Raw genomic sequence first — 16,252 nt, forward strand, 5'->3', positions numbered from 1 at the left:
ACAGGGGGAGTGTGTACGACACACATCCTATGTGGGAGCGAGCCTGCTCGCGAAGAGGCCAGAAACCTCAAAGAAAATATCAGCCTCTTGTATGGAGAGAGGCAGCCTCAGTATATGGCAGATTTCCAGCCAACCCCGAATGGCGCACAGTAGCGCCATGCACACACTCACAGATTTCTACCAACACCTTGGTCTGGCCCTGTCTATGCTGGTCATCGCGACCTTCATTCTTGCCGGCCTGATCAAAGGCGTGATCGGCCTCGGCCTGCCCACCGTTGCCATGGGCTTGCTCGGTCTGGCTATGGCGCCGTCGCAGGCAGCCGCGTTGCTGATCATCCCGGCAACCCTGACCAATGTCTGGCAACTGGCATTCGGCGGACATTTGAAAGGACTGATCAAACGCCTCTGGCCAATGCTGCTGATGATCTTCCTCGGCACTGGAATCGGCACCTTGTGGATTGGCATGGCGGGCGGGCATTGGGTGGTGCGTGGGCTGGGCGCGGCTTTGTTGCTCTACGCGTTGATCGGACTGTTTTTACCAACGCTGCACATCAAGCCGCGCCATGAAAACTGGCTCGGCCCCTTGTGCGGATTGATCACCGGCATCATCACTTCGGCCACCGGCGTCTTCGTGATTCCGGCGGTGCCGTACCTGCAAGCACTGGGCTTGAATCGCGATCAACTGGTGCAGGCGCTGGGCCTTTCCTTCACCGTGTCGACGTTGGCGCTGGCCGCTGGATTGCTCTGGCGTGGCGCTCTCGGAGGCGGCGAACTCAGTGCTTCGCTGCTGGCGCTGATCCCGGCCATTCTCGGCATGCTGCTCGGCCAATGGCTGCGCGAGCGCATCAGCGCCACGCTGTTCAAGCGGGTTTTCTTTGTCGGTCTGGGCGCGCTCGGCGCCCATCTGCTGATCAGCGGTTAGCCGAGGCTTCGCTGAGCATGTCGATCTGGCGGATATCAAAATCGCGCTCCAGATAATCCATGCGTCGCTCAAAGAATGCCTTCATGTGCGGCAGATTCGAGTGCACATCCAGGTGCGCCTGCGACGCCCAGATCTCGTAAAAGATGAACAGCGTCGGATCTTCCTTATCGCGCAGCATGTGGTACTCGATGCAGCCCGGTTCCGCGCGGCTTGGCTCAACGTAGGCGCGAAACAGCGCTTCGAAAGTCTCGGCCTGTTCCGGGCGGGTCTGGGCGTGCAGGATAAAGCCCAAGCGTTCGCTCATTGCAACAACTCCTCAAATGCAGATGGCTGCGAATCCTATTGCAACAATCGGCATTTGATTCGTGCCTTTCAGTCAAATGTATTTTGCGCAATCACGGCTTATTCCGCGCGAGGCGGATCGTTAATCTGCCGCCATTCCATTTTCCCTTCTCCCTCCAGCCCTGTGGCTGCGCCGAGGCTTTCTCATGAAAAAAGTGCTGTTGCTCAATGGCGGTAAAAAATTCGCTCACTCCGACGGTCGCTACAACACCACCCTGCACGAAGCCGCACTGAGCGTGCTCGATCGCGGCGGTGCCGACGTCAAAACCACCTTTATCGACGAGGGCTACGACGTTGCTGAAGAAGTGGCGAAATTTCTCTGGGCCGACGTGATCATTTATCAGATGCCGGGCTGGTGGATGGGTGCGCCATGGACGGTGAAAAAGTACCTCGACGAAGTGTTCACCGAAGGTCACGGTAGCCTCTACGCCAGCGATGGCCGCACCCGTTCCGATGCATCGCAGAAGTACGGCAGCGGTGGCCTGATTCAGGGCAAGCAATACATGCTGTCGCTGACCTGGAACGCACCGCAGCAGGCCTTCGATGACCCGACTGATTTCTTTGAAGCCAAAGGCGTCGACGCGGTGTACTTCCCGTTTCACAAGGCCAACGAGTTTCTCGGTATGACCGGTTTGCCGACGTTCCTCTGTGTGGACGTGATGAAGCGGCCGAACATCGAGGCTGATGTGGTGCGTTATGAGCAGCATTTGACCGAGGTGTTTGGCCTCAAGGGCTGATGCTCGGCTACTATCGAAGGCCTGAGCCTGCGGTGCAGGCCAATCGATTTGAGGACACCCGTGAAAGCCAGATCCGATGAGTTGCAGATTTTCGTCTGCGTGATCGAATGCGGTTCGATTTCCGCCGCCGCCGAGCAGGTCGGGCAAACGCCGTCGGCGGTCAGCCGCACGTTGTCGAAGCTGGAAGCCAAGCTCGACACCACGCTGATCAACCGCACCACGCGGCGCATGGACCTGACCGAAGAGGGCAAGTATTTCTTCGAGCAGGCCAAGCTGATTCTCGATCAAATGGATCAACTCGAAGAGCGCCTGTCCTCGCGCCAGCAAACCCCGTCCGGGCGCCTGCGGATCAACGCCGCATCGCCGTTCATGCTCCACGCAGTCGTCCCGTACATCGACGAATTCCGCCGGCTCTATCCGGACATCCAGCTCGAACTCAACAGCAATGACCTGATCATTGACCTGCTGGAACAAAGCACCGACATCGCCATCCGTATCGGCACCCTCGCCGACTCGACGTTGCACGCACGCTCGCTCGGTTGCAGTCCGCTGCTGATCGTCGCCAGTCCCGCCTATCTGGAAAAACACGGCGCGCCGCAGCAAGTCGCCGATTTGAGTGAACACACCTTGCTCGGCTTCACCCAGAACGAAGGCCTCAACCAATGGCCGCTGCGCTATGTGCATGGAGACCGCTGGCCGACTACCCCGGTGATCAGCGCTTCCAGTGGCGAGACCGTGCGCCATTTGGCGCTCGAAGGGCAGGGCATTGCCTGCCTGTCGCACTTCATGACCATCGATGACATTCGTGCCGGGCGCTTGAAAGTCCTGCTTGGCGAATTCAACAGCGGCTATCGCCAGCCGATCAATGCCGTGTACTACCGTAACTCGCAACTGGCGCTGCGCATTCAGTGCTTCCTCGACTTCATCCAGAGCAAACTCGCCGCTTACGCCAGCGCCGATTTCAAGGGCTGATTCGTGACCTCTGCGCAAGAGTGAATTGGGCGAGGGCGGGTTTTTCCCTCCGGCTCATGGGCTGATACTCGTCCCATCACTTACTCACGCAGGGAGTTTCTCCATGAATGTATTCGTCACCGGCGCTGCCGGTTTTATTGGCGGCTCGATCGCTACGGGTCTGGTTCAGGCTGGTCACACTGTCACCGGTCTGGTGCGCAGCGCCGAACAGGCTGAAGAGCTGAAAGCCATCGGGATCATCCCCGTCATCGGCACTCTCGACGACAAAACTCTGCTCGCCGAACAGGCCCACGCTGCCGACGCGGTGATCAACGCCGCCAGCAGCGACCATCGCGGTGCAGTTGAAGCGTTGCTCGATGCCTTGCGCGGGTCGAACAAAGTGTTCCTGCACACCAGCGGTTCGAGCATCGTCGGTGATGCCTCGGGCGGTAAATCCAGCGACGTCATCTACTACGAGGACAACCTGCCGGAGCCGACCGTCGACAAGGCCGCCCGCGTGGCCATCGACAACTTGATCCTCGCCGCGGCAAAGGATGGCGTGAACTCCGCCGTCATCTGCAACACGCTGATCTACGGCCACAGCCTGGGCGTCAATCGCGACAGCGTGCAACTGCCGCGTCTGCTTAAACAGGCGCGCAAAAGCGGCGTAGTGCGCCACGTCGGCCCAGGCCAGAACATCTGGTCCAACGTGCACATCGAAGACGTCGTCGCCCTGTATCTGCTGGCACTGACCAAAAACGTCCCGGGCACGTTCTACTTTGTCGAAAGCGGCGAAGCGTCGTTCATCGACATGACCACCGCCATGGCCGAAGCCCTGAACCTGGGCCAACCGCAAGACTGGCCACTGCAAGACGCCGAAGCCGAATGGGGCTACGAAATGGCCAACTACGGCCTCGGCTCCAACAGCCGAGTGCGCGGCAAACACGCTCGTGAACTGCTGGGCTGGGCACCGAAGCGTACATCGGTGGTTGAATGGATTCGTAACGAAATGGTGTGATTCGCGCTGCGTAAGCCATCAGTAACGGTGGCTTGAAGATGGCCGCCTTCTGGGTGGCCTTTTTTTGTTTGATTTTCTAGCGGCGCTGAAGGAGAAAAATTATCGATCTTTGTGCAAACGGCACTTGCCAGAGTTGATCGGTAGAAATGAGCGTTATCTGTTGTCCTGCTTGCTTTAACGAAATGGCTTGAGCGCGGTGATTGCGCGATGGCTTCCCAGCAAAGAGAATGTACGCTTACTGCTGGTGCATCGACTGTCCACAATTCATATGGCAACAACCAGCTCAGGGTTTGGTGATTACGGCTTGGAGTGTTGAATGATAAAAAATATTGTGATCAAAGGATTCAAGTCGATACCCGAACTTAACCTCGATTTAGGACGTGTCAATTGCTTTATCGGCGCTAATGGCGTGGGCAAAAGCAATATTCTTGAGGCAATCGGCGTACTCGGTGCCGCCGCTAACGGTGTAGTAGATAGTGAGTCTTTGCAGCGGCGAGGCGTCCGACCGGGATTGCCGAGATTGTATAAAAGCTCGTTTGAGGGTGAAAGGATTCAACCGGACATCCGCCTGACCGCTCAAGGTCATGAGAATGAAGAGTACCGGATTTCAATTCTCAACCCCATTGAGAATCCTGAACCAGCCTGGACATTTAAAACTGAATGCCTTTTGGATGGTACTCAAGAGATTTTGAAGAGAGGCGTTCGTAGTGCAAAAAACCTAAAGCCAACAGCGGGGCTGGCTGCGCTCAAACTGGTAGAGCTGGAACCGGAAAATCTTGCAGCCCTGCTCATGCAGGATTTACAGGAATTCGCTATTTACAGCCCGAATACACCAACGCTGCGGGCTATATCGCCTGACCTGCAGAACAGGGAACCTTTGGGGTTATCAGGTGGACGTCTGGCCGAAGCATTTGCCGAATTAAAGAAAAATGTTTTGAGCCAGGATGATGAGCTTCTGGATTCGGTTCTAGAACTTATCGATTGGGTTGCTGATATCGACTCCAATCATGTTGTAACGGGTCTTGCTCGTAGCCAAGAGCTGAAAATAACTGATCGCTTCATGAAGAAGGGGCGAAACACACTCAGTGCTTATGATGCAAGTGAAGGCGCCCTGTATGTATTGTTCAGCGCAATTCTCTGTCTTTCCCCCGCGTCGCCAAAGATATTTGCCATTGATAATCTTGATCAGGCGCTGAACCCTCACCTGGCTCGCCTTCTTACCCAAAAGCTGGCGGGATGGTTGAAATCAGCTGGTAAGCCTCGGCAGTTACTCTTCACGACCCATAATCCAGCAGTTCTCGATGGCCTCAATTTGCTGGATGACGACATCCGTTTGTTCGCTGTCGACCGAAATAGCAAAGGGCATACCAGTGTTCGTCGAATTGAACTAAGTGGTGAACTCCGGGAAATGAACAAGGATTACCCATTGTCCAGACTCTGGATGATGAAGCATCTTGGGGCTGTGCCAAATGTCTGATCTGCGAATCGCGTTGATTGCAGAAGGGCCAACTGATCGAATCCTCATTGAGGCTGCTCTCAGTGCGATTATCCCGACTCCTTTTGTTCTTACATTGATTCAACCAGAGCAAACACTGGATCAGGTTGGAGGAATCGGTGGCGGTTGGGGAGGTGTGTGCGAGTGGTGCCACCGAAGCGTTTTGAGAGGAAAAGGAGTACTTGAAGACGATCCGACGCTCTTATACGACCTGTTCATCGTTCACCTGGATGCTGATGTTGCAGGAATGCGGTATAGCGACTGCCGACCTCCTAAAGATGGAGTGGCACAGGACAACCAGTGGGCCCAGTTGCCCTGTGCACTGCCGTGTCCTTCGCCACAAGACTCAGTGACTCCTCTGAGAACGGTGCTTCTTTCCTGGCTTGGCAATGTTACCCCAGGCCAAAGAACCATCATCTGTATCCCATCCAAAGCTGTTGAGTCCTGGCTGGCGGCAGCGGTTTTACCTGTGGGTGCGCCTCTACTCGACAATCTTGAGTGCAACTTGAATATGGAGAACGGGTTGAAAATTTTGCCTAAAGCCCTTCGAATCAAGAAAAGTCGGCCGGAGTATTTAAAACATGCTCGCACCGTCCAGCAGCAGTGGGAGCGCGTCAGAGAGCTGTGCTCTCAGGCCGAGATTTTCCATCATGACGTGGCATCGGCATTTCAAAATTTCGCTGGAAACCAGCCTTGATTTTTTAAATTGTGCTCAGGGCAATGAAATAAAGTGATGAAAGTCACACTCATCAATTTTCATTAATCACGACAAGACATACCCATCAGCGACATGCCTTACCTCTCCACGAAAATTACTTTCATGTGGTTTGAAATCTCGATCTCGAAATGATTTATGAGTTTCACAACCCATTCGAACGTGACCCTTTCGAGGAGTACCGCATGACGCCTGACTTCGGCTATTGGCTGCTGGTTTATGCAGCCGTTGCCATCATCGCTTTGATCGTCCTGATCGCTCGTTACCGGCTCAATCCGTTCATTGTCATTACCTTGATTTCCATTGGCCTGGCGCTGGTGGCCGGGATGCCGGCCTCGGGTGTGGTGGGGGCGTATGAGGCTGGGGTTGGCAAAACGCTGGGGCATATTGCGCTGGTGGTGGCGCTGGGTACGATGCTCGGCAAGATGATGGCCGAGTCCGGTGGCGCCGAGCAGATGGCGCGCACGCTGATCGATAAATTCGGCGAGAAGAACGCGCATTGGGCGATGGTTTGCATCGCGTTTCTGGTCGGGCTGCCGCTGTTCTTCGAAGTCGGTTTCGTCTTGCTGGTGCCCATTGCGTTTACCGTGGCGCGGCGGGTTGGCGTGTCGATTCTGATGGTCGGTTTGCCGATGGTCGCCGGCCTGTCGGTGGTGCATGCGCTGGTGCCGCCGCACCCGGCGGCGATGCTGGCGGTGCAGGCCTATCAGGCTTCGGTCGGGCAGACCTTGCTGTACGCGATTGCCATCGGCATTCCGACGGCGATCATCGCCGGCCCGTTGTACGCCAAATTCATCGTGCCGCGCATTCAACTGCCGACGGATAACCCGCTGGAAAAGCAATTTCTCGACCGCGAACCGCGCGACAAATTGCCGGGTTTCGGCATCACCATGGCGACCATTCTGTTGCCGGTGGTGTTGATGCTGATCGGCGGCTGGGCCAACCTGATTTCTACGCCGGGCAGCGGCTTCAACCAGTTCCTGTTATTCATTGGCAACTCGGTGATTGCGCTGCTGCTGGCGACCTTGTTGAGTTTCTGGACGCTGGGTATCGCCCAGGGTTTCAACCGCGAATCGATCCTCAAATTCACCAACGAATGCCTGGCGCCCACCGCCAGTATCACCCTGCTGGTGGGCGCTGGCGGTGGCTTGAACCGCATTCTTGTGGACGCAGGCGTGACCGATCAGATCGTCGGCCTCGCGCACGAATTTCACCTGTCGCCGCTGATCATGGGCTGGCTGTTCGCCGCGTTGATGCGCATCGCCACCGGCTCCGCGACTGTGGCCATGACCACCGCGTCCGGCGTGGTCGCGCCGGTGGCCATTGGTCTGGGTTATCCACACCCTGAGCTGTTGGTGCTGGCGACCGGCGCCGGCTCGGTTATCTTTTCCCATGTCAACGACGGCGGCTTCTGGTTGATCAAGGAATACTTCAACATGACGGTCGCGCAGACGTTCAAGACCTGGACCGTGCTCGAGACGCTGATCTCGGTAGTCGCGTTCGGCCTGACCGTCGGCCTTTCTTACCTGCTGTAACCGGAGCCCGCCGCCCATGGACATCCTCTACCAGATCCGCGCACGTCAGGATTCCTTTAGCGCCGGAGAAGGTCGCATCGCTCGTCTGATGCTCGAAGACGTTGGTTTTGCCGCGAGCGCCAGCCTCGAAGACCTCGCCCAACGCGCCGAAGTCAGCACCGCCACGCTGTCGCGTTTTGCCCGCACGGTTGGCTGTCGCGACCTGCGTGATCTGCGTCTGCAACTGGCTCAGGCCAGCGGCGTTGGCAGCCGTTTTCTCGACCCGGCGGGCACGCCTGAGCAGTCGGCGTTCTACGGGCAGATCGTCGGCGATATCGAAACCACGTTGCGTCAGCATCTGGCCGGATTCGATGAATCACGCTTCGCCGATGCGGTGAAACTGCTTGGCCAGGCACGGATGATTCACGCCTTCGGCATGGGCGGTTGCTCGACCCTGTGCAGCGATGAATTGCAGGTACGCCTGGTGCGCCTCGGCTACCCGATTGCGGTGTGTCATGACGCGGTGATGATGCGTGTCACCGCCGCCAGCCTGAACGCTGAGCAAGTGCTTATCGTCTGTTCGCTGACCGGCATCACCCCGGAGCTGCTCGAGACCGTGGAACTGGCGCGCAACTACGGCGCGCGCATTCTCGCCATCACCCGCGCCGACTCGCCGCTGGCCGAACTGGCCGACATCGTCCTGCCGTTGCAAGGCGCAGAAACCTCGTTCATCTACAAACCGACGGCGGCGCGCTACGGCATGCTGCTCGCCATCGACGTACTCGCGACCGAACTGGCGCTGGCCAATCCTGAAGACAATCAAGAGCGTCTGCGGCGGATCAAACTCGCCCTCGACGAATACCGTGGCGGCGACGATCACCTGCCGCTGGGAGACTGACATGCTGTACGACACCCTGATTCGCAATGCCCTGATCATCGATGGCAGCAACACCCCCGGTTACCGCGCTGACGTGGCGATTCGCGATGGCCGCATCGAGCATATCGGCGACTTGCACGAGGCCACGGCGACCGAAGAAATCGACGCGGCCGGTCGTGTGCTGGCGCCCGGTTTTATCGATGTGCACACCCACGATGACACCGTGGTGATTCGTCAGCCAGAGATGCTGCCCAAGCTCAGTCAGGGCGTGACCACGGTGATTGTCGGTAACTGCGGGATCAGCGCGTCGCCGGTCAGTCTGAAGGGCAATCCACCGGATCCGATGAACCTGCTCGGCACGGCGGCGGCATTTGTTTATCCACGCTTCAGCGATTACCGCGCGGCGGTCGAAGCGGCGAATACCACGCTGAACGTGGCGGCACTGGTCGGCCATACGGCGCTGCGCAGTAATCATCTGGATGACCTGTTCCGCACCGCGACCCCGGATGAAATTGCCGCGATGCGTGAGCAGTTGCGCGAAAGCCTTGAGGACGGCGCGTTGGGTTTATCCACAGGCCTGGCCTACGCCAGCGCCTTCAGCGCCTCCACCGATGAAGTGATGCAACTGACCGAAGAACTCACGGCATTCGGCGCGGTGTACACCACCCATCTGCGCAGCGAATTCGCCCCGGTGCTGGAGGCGATGGAGGAGGCCTTTCAAATCGGTCGACATGCGAAATCGCCAGTGATCATTTCTCACCTCAAATGCGCTGGCGTCGGTAATTGGGGGCGCAGTCCGCAGTTGCTCGCCTCATTGGAAGAAGCGGCAAAAAACCACCCTGTCGGCTGCGATTGCTACCCCTACGCGGCGAGTTCTTCGACGCTGGATTTGAAGCAAGTCACCGACGCGCATCGCATCACCATCACCTGGTCGACGCCGCACCCGCAAGTCAGTGGTCGCGACCTGATCGACATCGCTGCCGACTGGAACGTGCCGCTGGTCGACGCCGCCAAGCGCCTGCAACCGGCAGGTGCGGTGTACTACGGCATGGACGAGGCGGATGTACGAAGAATCCTCGCGCATCCGTTGTCGATGGTCGGCTCTGACGGACTGCCGGAAGACCCGTTCCCGCATCCGCGTCTTTGGGGGGCTTTCCCACGGGTTCTCGGACATTTCAGTCGTGACGTCGGCCTGTTTCCGCTGCACACCGCCGTGCACAAGATGACCGGGTTGTCGGCGGCGCGGTTTGGTTTGAAGGAGCGGGGCGAGATTCGTGAAGGTTATTGGGCGGATCTGGTGTTGTTCGAACCGGCGACGGTGCGTGATGTCGCCGATTTCAATGATCCGCAACGACCGGCGCAGGGGATTGACGGGGTATGGATCAACGGCGTGTTGAGTTACCGCGACGGGCAGGCGAACGGGCGCAGGGAAGGACGGTTTTTGGCGCGGGAAGGGGATTTGCGCAAGGGGTTTCAGTGATTGCGATTTGAACTGCGTCTCATAGTGGCACTGTGCAATTAAAGAAACGCCAGCCCAAGCCGAATTGCTGACATCCACCCCGTCTACACTGTGGGGCCAATCAGTCAGGGAGCACCCCATGAGCTTCGGCAAAACCACCCCGATCCTGCGGATCTTCGATGAAGCCAAGGCTGTCGAGTTTTACGTCGACTTTCTGGGTTTCAAGATCGACTGGCAGCATCGCTTCGAGGCGAATTTTCCGTTGTATCTGCAGGTGTCGCGCGGTGAATGTGTGCTGCATTTGTCCGAGCATCATGGCGATGCGTGCCCGGGTTCGGCGCTGCGTATCGAGACGGATGAGCTGGAGGCGTTTGAGCAGCAGTTGGTGGCCAAGGATTACAAGTTCTCGCATCCGGGGATTCAGGCGATGCCGTGGGGTAGCCAGGACATGACCATCGTTGATCCGTTTGGTAATCGGCTGGTGTTTACCAATGCGATCTGTCTCTGAAGCGAAAAGCCCCTCACCCTAACCCTCTCCCGGAGGGAGAGGGGACTGACCGAGTTGTCTGACGCTAGACATCGACCTGAAAGATCTGCAGCGATTATGGATTCACGGCAGCACTTTCAGGTCGGTGTATTTAGCGAACATCCTACGGTCGGCCCTCACCCTAGCCCTCTCCCGGAGGGCGAGGGGACCGATCCGGGGATGCTTGAGAGATACATCGACCTGAACCTGCTCGGTCGAATCCATAATCGACTCGGTCATTCAGGTCGATGTATAGCGCCAGACAGCTCGGTCGGCCCCCTCTCCCTCCGGGAGAGGGCTGGGGTGAGGGGGAAATGGCACACCGCAAAAAGAAGCCCGCCACCTAACCATCACAGTTGGGGTCGCGGGCTTTTCGTTACTCGGTCGGCACTAACCTGTCCAACACGCGATTGACGGCCATTTCCGCCACCATTACCACTTGCGCAATGCCCTGCAGGGTTTTGCGGTGCGTGCCTTCGACTTGCGCGGCGTGATTATTGAGCATGACGGTCGCCGAACCCAGGGTTTCGCTGGCGTCGGCCAGCAGGGATTCGGTGTCGGCATTGGGGTTGGCCATGTACAGCGTGTTGGGGGTGTAGGGCGTGGCCATGAGGTCGGCGTTCGTCGGACCGAGATAATGGTCGAGCGCGCGCTCGGCGGCTTCGTGAAATTTCTTTGAATCGGCGGATTTGTAAGGGGAGGCCGGGTCGGTGACCGGCGGGTTTGGCGTTACTTTGAACATGGGAGCGTACCTTTTAAAGCCGCATCCATTTAGCCGCTAAGCAAAAGGGAGGCAGCTGTGCGCAAGTTAGCGGACCGGTCGCATCCCACCCCGGCGCACCCGAAGGTGCCATGCGCACAGCCACCATTAAGCGCAGGCAAATACCTGACTGGATGATATTCGTGCAGCGGGGAGCGAATGTAGCCGAGCCGCTAAGCTCGATCACTGGGAATCAGTGACGCAATCAAGTTACGCAGCATGCTCAGGGCGCACAAGCCGGCGGATTCTGGCGCAGGCGTAGGTTACGGCGCAAGGATTTGTGGGCTGTTTCGCGTAACGCTGAGTGTCTTTAAACACCTGTGGTGCGGGATGTTTATTGCGCTCAAGTATCGAAGATTTACCTGTAGGAAGTGTTGGCTGCCACTGACGCCATCGCTGGCAAGCCAGCTCCCACAGGTTTACGTGCAAGCAATCGATTTTGTGGACGACTCGGACACTGTGGGAGCTGGGTTGCCAGCGAAGGGGCCCGAACATTCATCCCCGATGCATCTGCCGAAACTCCCCCGGCGGCATCCCCCGCCGACTCTTGAACGTGCGGTGAAACGACCTCGGTTCGGTAAACCCCAGATACTGCGCAATGTCCTGAATCGGCAAGGCGCTATTGAGCAAATAATGCTCGGCCAGCTCCTGGCGCAAATCATCCAGAATCTGCTGATACGACGTCCCCGCCTGATGCAACTGGCGCTGCAACGTCCGCACGGAAACAGCGAGCTGCTCGGCGACCTGCTCCTTGCGCGGCAACCCTTCCTTGAGCAACTGCCGCAGTATGTTTTTCACTTGCTGTTCGAGCGACGCATCCTCCAGCGTCGCCATCAAGCCCAGCGCATGTTCTTCCAGCGTCCGCAGCAACTGCGCATCCGCCTGACGCAACGGCAACTGCAAATACGCCAGGGGCACGACCAGCGCCGAATACGGCTGGTCGAACAACACCGGGCAATCGAAAAACGCTTCGTACTGCGCCGGCGTGATCTCCGCCGGGCATGAATGTTCGAGCCAGACCCCGGCCGGCGACATCTGCGTGTCGGCGATCCAGCGCGCATATTGGAGCCACGAACCGAGTACGTTTTCCACCAGATGCCGACGAATCCGTGGACGCTGATACCGGCAGGTCCAGATCAGATGCACGTGGCCGTCCTGCACCTCGGCGCGGCTGACGCCCATGTCCCCCACCAGTTTCTCGAACGGCATGATCCGGCTCATCGCATCACCCAGCGTCGCGCAGTTCATGGTGATGTAACCGAGCACGCTCCACGAGTTGGGCAGGACGAAATTCGCCGCGTTAAGCCCGAACAGCGGATCACCCGAGTGTTCGCAGAAATAATCCAGCAAGCGTTCATGCGCTTCACCGGGCAAACGCAGGGTGTTGTCGCTCAACTGCTGCGCGTGCAAACCCGCCGCCGCCAACGCAGGCTCGATGGCCATGCCCAGCTGTTCGGCATGGCGCATGTACTTGAGCAGCGGCGGAACCGAGGTGAAGCCGAGCGATTGCATGATCCCATTCCTTTGATCAATGGCGGCGGATGCGGACGAATAGCCTGAAAGGTAATTTGAAACCCCGACTAAAGTAAATGGCTGACGCTTGCGCGACGTTTGACTCAATTGGCTACACGAACTGGCCGGATGCGACCGTGACACTTGGCGGCCGCTGGCTAGTATGGAGGCCTGAAATATCACTGATTCGACGGCAAAAAAGGACACACGCATGCGACGCTGGAACGGCTGGGGAGAGGCAAGCACGGTGGTCGAACTGCCGGCCCAGGGCGCGGAGTTTCTTCATGAACGCCTGGGCGAGGGGCGCGCGCTGCCCGATGCCACGCTTGAAGCGGCATTGGCCCGCGTGCCGGCATCGCGATTGCCGGCGCACACGTTGTACAGCGTCGATTCCCATGACCGCTTGCTGCATGCCCGAGGCCAGAGCCTGCCGGACTGGCTGGCGTTGCGCGAAGGTGCGCTGGGCAATTATCCGGATGCGGTGGCGTTCCCCGAGACCGCTGAGCATATTCGCCAGTTGCTGGCGCTCGCTCACGAACAGGACTTGTGCCTGATCCCTTACGGCGGCGGCACGTCGGTGGCCGGGCATATCAATCCGCCAAATTCTGCGCGGCCCGTCGTGACGGTTTCACTGGCGCGGATGAATCGCCTGATCGACCTCGACGAACAGAGTCTGCTGGCGACGTTTGGTCCCGGTGCGAGTGGCCCGCAGGTCGAGAGCCAGCTGCGCGCGAAAGGCTACACGCTGGGGCATTTCCCGCAGTCGTGGGAGTTGTCGACGTTGGGTGGCTGGGTCGCCAGCCGATCGAGCGGTCAGCAGTCGTTGCGCTATGGTCGGATTGAGCAATTGTTTGCGGGCGGAACCTTGGAAACCTTTGCCGGGTCTTTGGAAATTCCAACTTTCCCGGCTTCGGCTGCCGGCCCTGATCTGCGCGAAGTAGTGCTCGGTTGCGAGGGCCGTTTCGGGATTATTTCCGAGGTCAAGGTGCGGGTCAGCGCGCTGCCTGCCGATGAACGTTTCTACGGTGTGTTTCTACCCGACTGGCCGCAGGCACTCAGCGCCATCCGCCAATTAGCTCAGGCGCGCGTACCACTGTCGATGTTGCGTTTATCCAACGCCGTGGAGACCGAAACGCAACTGGCGCTGGCCGGTCATCCACAGCAAATCGCCTGGCTGGAAAAGTACCTGAAGCTAAGGGGGGCGGCAGAGGGTAAATGCCTGCTGACCTTCGGCGTCACCGGCAATCGCCGACAAAATGCATTGTCGCTGACGCAGGCGCGGCAGCATCTGAAGGCCTTCGGCGGCGTATTCACCGGCACCTTGCTCGGCAAGAAATGGGCGCAGAACCGCTTCCGATTCCCCTACCTGCGCGAGAACCTGTGGAACGCCGGTTACGTGGTCGATACCCTGGAAACCGCTACCGACTGGAGCAACGTCGACAACCTGCTCAACCTCATCGAAAACAGCCTGCGCGACGCCTTGGCCGCCGAGGGCGAACGCGTGCATGTGTTCACCCACTTGTCGCACGTCTACGGCGAAGGTTCGAGCATCTACACCACCTACGTGTTTCGCCCGGCGGCGGACTACCCCGCGACGCTGGCGCGCTGGAAAGCGCTCAAACATGCGGCCAGCCAGACCATCGTCGATAACCACGGCACCATCAGTCATCAGCACGGCGTCGGCAAGGATCACGCGCCGTACCTGTTGCGTGAGAAGGGCGCACTGGCGATGGACACCTTGCAGGCGCTGAGCAAACACTTCGATCCGGCCGGGCGCCTCAACCCCGGCACGCTGCTGCCGGAGTGACGGCCATGAGTCAGGACTGGAACGCCGCGTGGCGCCAGCAGATTCTACCGACGCTGGCCGAGGAAACCTGGGATCTGATCGTCATCGGCGGCGGCATCAGCGGCGCCGGAATACTGCGTGAAGCGGCGCGTCGTGGCTGGCGCTGCCTGCTGCTGGAGCAACGCGATTTCGCCTGGGGCACCTCCAGCCGATCCTCGAAAATGGTTCATGGCGGTTTGCGTTACATCGCCAAAGGCCAGTGGCGCCTGACCCGTGATTCGGTACGCGAGCGCCAGCGCTTGCTCGACGAAGCGCCGGGGCTGGTCGAACCGATGAGTTTCATGATGCCGCACTATCGCGGCGGCTTTCCCGGGCCTCGGGTGCTGGGTGGTTTGCTGAGCGTATACGACGCTTTGGCGGGACGGCGCAGCCATCGCTTTCATGATGCGCAACAGCTTCGATATCTGGCGCCGGGCGTGAGAGAAAATGACCTGCTCGGCGGCACCAGTTTTGTCGATGCGCTGACCGACGATGCGCGGCTGGTGATGCGTGTGTTGAGCGAAGCGCGGGCCGAGGGAGCGGTCGTGGTCAATGGCGTGCGCGTCGAACAGCTGCTGCGTGAAAACGGCCGAGTGTGCGGCGTTCAAATCGAAGATTGCGAGGCCGGTTCGTCACAGCAGTTGCGCTGCGGCGTGCTCGCTGTGGCCACCGGCGCATGGGCCGAACGCTTGCGACCGACTGAGGCACCACGGCAATTACGGCCGTTGCGCGGCAGTCATTTATTGCTGCCGGGTTGGCGTCTGCCGGTGGCGCAGGCGTTCACGTTTCTGCATGAGCGCGATCGTCGCCCGGTGTTTGTTTTTCCGTGGGAAGGCGCAACGGTGGTCGGCACCACGGACCTCGATCATCACAAGGATCTGGATCAGAGCGCGAGCATCAGCGGCGAAGAGCTCGACTATCTGCTGGCCGCCTGCACACAACAGTTTCCCGGCGCAGAAGTGACGGCGAATGATGTGCTGTCGACCTGGTCTGGCGTGCGTCCGGTGGTGGGCAGCGCAGGTGCGCATCAAGACAAACCGTCGAACGAAACCCGCGAGCATGTGCTTTGGCAGGAGCCCGGTTGCGTGACACTGGCCGGCGGTAAACTCACCACGTTTCGCCCGCAAGCCATCGAAGTGCTCAAGGCCTGCGCGAGCATGCTGGACCGTCCCTTTGTCGATGACGCCGCGCCGGTGTTTGCCGCAGTCCCTGCGCTGGCGATTGCAGAGTTGAGCAGCCATCAGTGGCGACGTCTGGCCGGAAGGCATGGCCGAGAACTGCCAAGGCTGGCGCAACTGATCAAAGACGTCGGCCACGAAGCGGTCGGCGCCACGGATACGTTGTGGGCAGAATTGGCCTTCGCCTGCGAGAGTGAAATGGTTCTGCACATGGATGATTTACTGCTGCGCCGCACGCGTCTGGGCCTGCTGTTGCCTCGTGGTGGCGAAGAATATTTCACCGCAATCCGTCAACTCTGCCAGCCACGATTGGGTTGGAGCGATGAACACTGGCAGCAAGAAATTCAGCGTTATCGGGCGTTGTGGCAACGCCATCACGGTTTGCCGGATGCCACGCCTTGATGCCCCTTGAAGAGAGCTC

15 protein-coding genes are annotated in these 16,252 nt (G+C 58.9%); 12 read left to right on the plus strand and 3 right to left on the minus strand.

Features of this window, described 5'->3' with window-relative positions; all coding sequences use genetic code 11:
• Positions 1-157: 157 nt before the first annotated feature.
• Positions 158-922, plus strand: coding sequence for a sulfite exporter TauE/SafE family protein (locus ACZ0A4_RS27830; RefSeq protein ID WP_463577155.1), 765 nt, complete (start codon positions 158-160; stop codon positions 920-922).
• Here ACZ0A4_RS27830 and ACZ0A4_RS27835 read toward each other — a convergent pair.
• The gene (locus ACZ0A4_RS27835; protein WP_463577156.1) at positions 912-1,226 is read right to left on the minus strand and encodes a putative quinol monooxygenase; all 315 of its coding nucleotides are present in this window, start codon (positions 1,224-1,226) and stop codon (positions 912-914) included. The two genes, ACZ0A4_RS27830 and ACZ0A4_RS27835, sit on opposite strands and share 11 nt — an antisense overlap.
• 184 nt (positions 1,227-1,410) lie before the next feature.
• Here ACZ0A4_RS27835 and mdaB point away from each other — a divergent pair, with 184 nt between their 5' ends.
• The 9 genes from mdaB (at position 1,411) to ACZ0A4_RS27880 (ending at position 10,538) form a co-directional block, all read left to right on the plus strand.
• A complete protein-coding gene (gene mdaB / locus ACZ0A4_RS27840; protein WP_463577158.1) occupies positions 1,411-2,001 on the plus strand; it encodes an NADPH:quinone oxidoreductase MdaB in 591 nt (196 codons plus the stop codon).
• Between the two features lie 60 nt (positions 2,002-2,061).
• Positions 2,062-2,973: a LysR substrate-binding domain-containing protein gene (locus tag ACZ0A4_RS27845; protein WP_463577159.1), complete on the plus strand. Its 912-nt coding sequence runs from the start codon at positions 2,062-2,064 to the stop codon at positions 2,971-2,973.
• Positions 2,974-3,076: 103 nt separating this feature from the next.
• Positions 3,077-3,970, plus strand: a complete 894-nt coding sequence (locus ACZ0A4_RS27850) for an NAD-dependent epimerase/dehydratase family protein (RefSeq protein WP_463577160.1) — start codon at positions 3,077-3,079, stop codon at positions 3,968-3,970.
• 316 nt (positions 3,971-4,286) lie between these two features.
• Positions 4,287-5,447 (plus strand): AAA family ATPase, encoded by a 1,161-nt coding sequence (locus ACZ0A4_RS27855; RefSeq protein WP_463577162.1) that lies wholly within the window; start codon positions 4,287-4,289, stop codon positions 5,445-5,447.
• A complete protein-coding gene (locus tag ACZ0A4_RS27860) occupies positions 5,440-6,162 on the plus strand; it encodes a hypothetical protein (RefSeq protein WP_463577163.1) in 723 nt (240 codons plus the stop codon). Before ACZ0A4_RS27855 ends, ACZ0A4_RS27860 begins: the two co-directional genes overlap by 8 nt.
• 203 nt (positions 6,163-6,365) lie before the next feature.
• Positions 6,366-7,715 (plus strand): GntP family permease, encoded by a 1,350-nt coding sequence (locus ACZ0A4_RS27865; protein ID WP_463577164.1) that lies wholly within the window; start codon positions 6,366-6,368, stop codon positions 7,713-7,715.
• A 16-nt stretch (positions 7,716-7,731) separates the two neighbouring features.
• A complete protein-coding gene (locus ACZ0A4_RS27870; protein WP_463577165.1) occupies positions 7,732-8,592 on the plus strand; it encodes a MurR/RpiR family transcriptional regulator in 861 nt (286 codons plus the stop codon).
• A gap of 1 nt (position 8,593) precedes the next feature.
• The gene (locus tag ACZ0A4_RS27875) at positions 8,594-10,051 is read left to right on the plus strand and encodes an N-acyl-D-amino-acid deacylase family protein (protein WP_463577166.1); all 1,458 of its coding nucleotides are present in this window, start codon (positions 8,594-8,596) and stop codon (positions 10,049-10,051) included.
• 118 nt (positions 10,052-10,169) lie between these two features.
• A complete protein-coding gene (locus ACZ0A4_RS27880) occupies positions 10,170-10,538 on the plus strand; it encodes a glyoxalase superfamily protein (protein ID WP_463577167.1) in 369 nt (122 codons plus the stop codon).
• 394 nt (positions 10,539-10,932) lie between these two features.
• Here the strand turns inward: ACZ0A4_RS27880 and ACZ0A4_RS27885 are convergent, their stop codons facing one another.
• Both ACZ0A4_RS27885 and gliR read right to left on the minus strand, forming a co-directional pair.
• Entirely contained in the window at positions 10,933-11,298 is a 366-nt protein-coding gene (locus tag ACZ0A4_RS27885; RefSeq protein WP_463577168.1) for a DUF6124 family protein, read from the minus strand.
• Positions 11,299-11,811: 513 nt separating this feature from the next.
• Entirely contained in the window at positions 11,812-12,828 is a 1,017-nt protein-coding gene (gene gliR / locus ACZ0A4_RS27890; protein WP_463397755.1) for an AraC family transcriptional regulator GliR, read from the minus strand.
• 211 nt (positions 12,829-13,039) lie between these two features.
• Here gliR and ACZ0A4_RS27895 point away from each other — a divergent pair, with 211 nt between their 5' ends.
• Both ACZ0A4_RS27895 and ACZ0A4_RS27900 read left to right on the plus strand, forming a co-directional pair.
• Complete coding sequence (locus ACZ0A4_RS27895; RefSeq protein WP_463577170.1) at positions 13,040-14,635, plus strand: FAD-binding oxidoreductase; 1,596 nt, start codon at positions 13,040-13,042, stop codon at positions 14,633-14,635.
• 5 nt (positions 14,636-14,640) lie between these two features.
• The gene (locus ACZ0A4_RS27900; RefSeq protein ID WP_463577171.1) at positions 14,641-16,233 is read left to right on the plus strand and encodes a glycerol-3-phosphate dehydrogenase/oxidase; all 1,593 of its coding nucleotides are present in this window, start codon (positions 14,641-14,643) and stop codon (positions 16,231-16,233) included.
• The last annotated feature ends 19 nt before the right edge of the window (positions 16,234-16,252 follow it).

The organism is Pseudomonas sp. AC172, from assembly GCF_979258595.1.